General features: G+C 38.6%; 3 protein-coding genes and 1 pseudogene. 3 read left to right on the plus strand and 1 reads right to left on the minus strand.

Going from position 1 to position 3,404, the window contains the following annotated elements; genetic code table 11:
* Positions 1 to 141 precede the first annotated feature (141 nt).
* Positions 142 to 528: pseudogene (locus H6G75_RS32520) on the minus strand (XisH family protein).
* Positions 529 to 1,013: 485 nt separating this feature from the next.
* On the opposite strand from H6G75_RS32520, the gene H6G75_RS32525 reads away from it, so the two are divergent.
* The 3 genes from H6G75_RS32525 (at position 1,014) to H6G75_RS33730 (ending at position 3,316) form a co-directional block, all read left to right on the plus strand.
* Positions 1,014 to 1,481, plus strand: a complete 468-nt coding sequence (locus H6G75_RS32525; protein WP_190983971.1) for an Hsp20/alpha crystallin family protein — start codon at positions 1,014 to 1,016, stop codon at positions 1,479 to 1,481.
* A 318-nt stretch (positions 1,482 to 1,799) separates the two neighbouring features.
* On the plus strand, positions 1,800 to 2,036 hold the full coding sequence (locus tag H6G75_RS32530) for a hypothetical protein (RefSeq protein ID WP_190983972.1): 237 nt from the start codon (positions 1,800 to 1,802) through the stop codon (positions 2,034 to 2,036).
* Positions 2,033 to 3,316: a histidine kinase dimerization/phospho-acceptor domain-containing protein gene (locus H6G75_RS33730; RefSeq protein ID WP_313934930.1), complete on the plus strand. Its 1,284-nt coding sequence runs from the start codon at positions 2,033 to 2,035 to the stop codon at positions 3,314 to 3,316. Before H6G75_RS32530 ends, H6G75_RS33730 begins: the two co-directional genes overlap by 4 nt.
* Positions 3,317 to 3,404: the final 88 nt, after the last annotated feature.

Genomic DNA, 3,404 nt, shown 5'->3' on the forward strand with positions numbered 1-3,404 from the left:
TTTTCAAAGCTATGCTTCTCTAAACTTTTAATATTTTTGATTTTTGAACCCCCAAAACCTGATTTTTTCGTTCCATGAGCTAAGTAGTAATATTGTACTAACTACTCCCCAGAAGCTTTCAATGCCGACATTTCATCTTTCCTAGACAAGTCTAATAATTAGTTGCAAGTTGTTTTGTCTGGCAATAAGTTGAATTGATGGATGTTGAAAAAAGTTACCATAAACAATGTCGTCAATTGCTAAGTACAAATTATATTCGGGTTCACTGACTTGGATGAGATTACGATAAACGATATACTGTCCCAGGGCGTTATGAAAGTCCTACATCTGAGATTTACCTACAAAACTTTTAATTTCGACTACAATCTTCTGCCCCTGGCGTTCTGCGATTATTGCTTTCTCTGCTGCTAAGTCAGCATAAAGTTCAGCATATTCATATTTAATTATGTAAGGGTCAGCAATGATCAGCCATCCATCTTTAATCAAAGCATTTTTTACAGCATAGTGATAAAGGTCTTTGGCAGGCATAGCATTATATTTTAATCTGGTTAAATTATAACTTTTAATATTAGAGAATAAAATTATATATCAATCCGAATTTAATTATGAGAAAATATTGAGGTTTGACATCAAAATTAAAAGTCACATTTGCTTCAGCCCTAGCGATTCAAAATCGCGGACATAAAGACATAAACCGCATTTTGATATTTGGTAATATAAACATTAATACTTATGACACTTCCTTGGAATTTTTATTCAGATTAAATATTAAATCAAAAGACTATTTTGACTAATTCCTATGACAAAATATAAAATTAGTAAGTGGGTACGGTTATTGCGATCGCTCTTTGTTATAAAACCGAACCTCCAACCGGGGTATCTTAAGCTAAGGTGTAATCAAGAAGCTTGAGATTAGGCTTTATATCCACAAAATATTCAACTATTACAGACTGACAAATAAGCCTGTTATTAAGCTTCATTATCCTAAATATTGCATCTTAGGAGTGATAGATATGGCACTTATTCGTTGGGAACCATTTCGTGATATTGAACGCTTAGAACCGTTCCGAGAACTAGAAACTCTACAGCGGCAAATGAATCGTCTGTTTGATAGAATAGCACCTACCGATGGTGGTGAAAGAACTGCATTTAATTTTGTCCCGGCTGCGGAACTAGAAGAAACAGACGATGCAATTCATCTGCGGCTAGAAGTCCCAGGACTAGATACCAAAGATATCAATGTTGAAGTTACACCAGAAGCAGTTTCTATTAGCGGTGAACGTAAATCTGAAACTAAAACCGAAGAAAAAGGCATCAGTCGTTCGGAATTCCGTTATGGCAGATTTCAAAGAATAATTCCATTACCTTCTTTAGTACAAAATGACAAAGTAGCAGCAGACTATAAAGATGGTATTTTGCGGTTAACTTTGCCAAAATCAGAAGCAGAAAAACAAAAAGTAGTTAAGGTTAACATCGGTTAACATCATCCAAGTTCAAGCAGGATTGAAGTATCAAAATGAGTGGTAGAGACGTTGTATACAACGTCTCTACATGATTTTATGGAGTAAAAATGGCACATCTCAGCACTATTTGATATATGAACCAAAAAGACAAAGAAAACAAGGCAGAGAGACACTTATCAAGAATTTAGGATTGCTATTAAAATTTTCCTAATTAGAGTATCTTATATAATTTGCTACTTCTTAATATGTAAAATTAAATCTCAAGGTAGATACACCATTGGTAAATTAATATAAGAATAAAATACGTAGTGCTATGTGACTGATCACTAAAGGCAGATGCAAGATGTTGTTCAAGGAAAGAAAAGTAGAAAAACTGCATTGTTGAGGCTGACAAAAGCCAGTGAACGGATGCGTGGAGTTCGACAGTGTGCCTCTCAGCGACGACTCATGGTGTTTGGATTTGCATCGGTAATTGGTGAAAGTTGCAAAAATCAGCATCAACAATCAGAGTTATTGACGATCGCATCTACGCTACAAGTTAAACTCTGCCAGCAAGTGGAGTTAAACCCGTGAATCATCAAATGAATAGCAACATTTCTGAGGATGTTTTTGCTGGCGGTGGAGAAATGGGTGCTCTGATGCGATCGCTTGATTGGTCGCAAACTTTGTTAGGTTCAGCATCAACATGGGCGCAAAGTTTAAAAACTGCGGTCAGCATTATTTTGAATTCTCATTACCCGATGTTTATCTGGTGGGGTAGAGAATTTGCAAATATCTACAACGATGCTTACCGTCCGATTCTGGGCGCTAGTAAACATCCACAATTTTTAGGACAGTCGGCTAAAGTTTGTTGGGCAGAAATTTGGGATGTGGTCGGGCCTTTAGCAGACAGCGTTTTAAATACAGGTCAGCCTACTTGGTCAGAGAATCTGCAATTATTTATGGATCGCTATGGCTACCTGGAAGAAACTTATTTTACCTTTTCTTACAGTCCAATTCGAGATGAAAGCGGGGGCGTAGGCGGAGTTTTTTGTGCGGTTATTGAAACCACCGAAAAGGTAATTAGCGAACGTCGTCTCCGCACACTCAGAGAACTAGCCGCTAACACTGCAACAGCCAAAACAGTAGCCGCAGCTTACAGTATTGTGGCTGAAACCCTCGCTCAAAATCTGGCAGATATTCCTTTTGCTTTACTGTATCAAGTAGAAGGAGGTGGTACACAAGCACGTTTGGTAGCCACATCTGGCATAGTTGCTGGAACTTTAGTGACTCCGGAACAAGTTGACTTAACCCAAGCAAATGATTTTTGGCAGTTGGCACAAGTTAAGCAACTCAAACAAACCAGAATAATTGAGCATTTGCCGGAAGAAATTCGCATAAATTCAGCTTCATCAGCTTTAGTTATTCCCATCGCCCAATCAGGTAAGCCAGAACTAGCCACGATAGTTGTACTTGGCATTAATCGGCAACGGGCATTTGATGATGAATACCAGGGATTTTTTGATTTAGTCATTAATAATATTGCCACAGCGATCGCCAATGCCGATGCTTACGCAGCCGAACGCCAACGCGCCGAAGCTTTAGCAGAATTAGACAGGGCAAAAACAACCTTTTTTAGTAACATTACCCATGAGTTCCGCACACCCTTATCTTTAATGTTGGGGCCATTAGAAGAAGCTTTAGCTAATTCTAGAGGGCCTTTGCCGAGCGATCGCCATAAACTGGAAATTGCCCATCGTAATTCTCTGCGCCTACTCAAGCTAGTTAATACTTTACTCGACTTTTCCCGCATTGAAGCTGGGCGCATACAAGCCGGCGTGGATCTAGCGAAGCTGTCACTAGGGGCAAGATAAGCTGAAAATACTGATATGAAAGGCTTTCAGACTATAAGTGTCTCGGATAGAATAACAAAGCGTATTTTTAGACACATTCACCCCGTCT

The sequence above is a fragment of the Nostoc sp. FACHB-280 genome (genome assembly GCF_014697615.1).
In the GTDB taxonomy this organism is placed as follows: domain Bacteria; phylum Cyanobacteriota; class Cyanobacteriia; order Cyanobacteriales; family Nostocaceae; genus Nostoc_B.

Excerpts from the sequence above, each read along its gene's own strand:
- H6G75_RS32525 (WP_190983971.1), top strand. The coding sequence starts at position 1,014 with ATGGCACTTATTCGTTGGGAACCATTTCGTGATATTGAACGCTTAGAA.
- H6G75_RS32530 (WP_190983972.1), top strand. The coding sequence starts at position 1,800 with ATGCAAGATGTTGTTCAAGGAAAGAAAAGTAGAAAAACTGCATTGTTG.